We start from the raw sequence: 1,028 nt of genomic DNA on the forward strand, positions 1-1,028 counted from the left end.
AAGGTCTGAAAAAGACTTCCCGCATCTGGTGAAATACGCCGATCCCGCCAGCCGAGTTTTTCCATGAAGCAGATGACCTTCGCCGACGCCGAGTACGCCGGCAAGCGCAAGCAGACCCGTAAGGAATTGTTCCTGATCGAGATGGATCAGGTGGTGCCGTGGAAGGGATTGATTGCCCTGATCGAGCCACACTACCCAAAGGGTGAAGGTGGTCGTCCAGCCTATCCGCTGATGGCCATGTTACGTATCCATCTGATGCAGAACTGGTTCGGCTACAGCGACCCGGCCATGGAAGAAGCGCTCTACGAGACGACCATCCTGCGTCAGTTCGCCGGGCTGAGCCTGGAGCGCATTCCCGACGAAACCACCATCCTCAACTTCCGTCGTTTGCTGGAGAAACATGAGCTGGCAGCCGGCATCCTCGGCGTAATCAATGGCTACCTGGGGGATCGCGGCCTGTCGCTGCGCCAGGGCACTATCGTCGATGCCACACTGATCCACGCGCCCAGCTCGACCAAGAACCAGGACGGCAAGCGCGACCCGGAAATGCACCAGAGCAAGAAAGGGAACCAGTATTACTTTGGCATGAAGGCGCACATCGGCGTGGATGATGAGTCGGGGCTGGTACACAGCGTGGTAGGCACGGCAGCCAACGTGGCGGATATCACCCAGGTCGACAAACTGCTGCACGGTGACGAGAACGTCGTCTGCGCCGATGCCGGCTACACCGGCGTCGAAAAGCGCCCCGAACATGCTGGCCGCGAAGTGATCTGGCAGGTCGCAGCACGCCGCAGCACCTACAAGAAGCTCGATAAACGCAGCGCCCTGTACAAAGCCAAGCGCAAGATCGAGAAGGCCAAGGCACAAGTGCGAGCGAAGGTCGAGCACCCGTTTCGAGTGATCAAGCGCCAGTTCGGTTACGTGAAGGTGCGCTTCCGTGGCCTGGCCAAGAACACCGCTCAGCTGGTGACGCTGTTCGCGCTGTCGAACCTATGGATGGCGCGCCGACATTTGCTGACTACCGCAGG

General features: G+C 59.5%; 1 protein-coding gene. It reads left to right on the forward strand.

Going from position 1 to position 1,028, the window contains the following annotated elements; translation table 11 throughout:
• Window positions 1–63 precede the first annotated feature (63 nt).
• On the forward strand, window positions 64–1,028 hold a 965-nt coding region (locus APH44_RS28825), incomplete at its 3' end, for an IS5-like element ISPa16 family transposase (RefSeq protein ID WP_054895661.1).

This window comes from Pseudomonas sp. NBRC 111143 (assembly GCF_001320965.1).
GTDB classification, from domain to species: domain Bacteria; phylum Pseudomonadota; class Gammaproteobacteria; order Pseudomonadales; family Pseudomonadaceae; genus Aquipseudomonas; species Aquipseudomonas machongensis.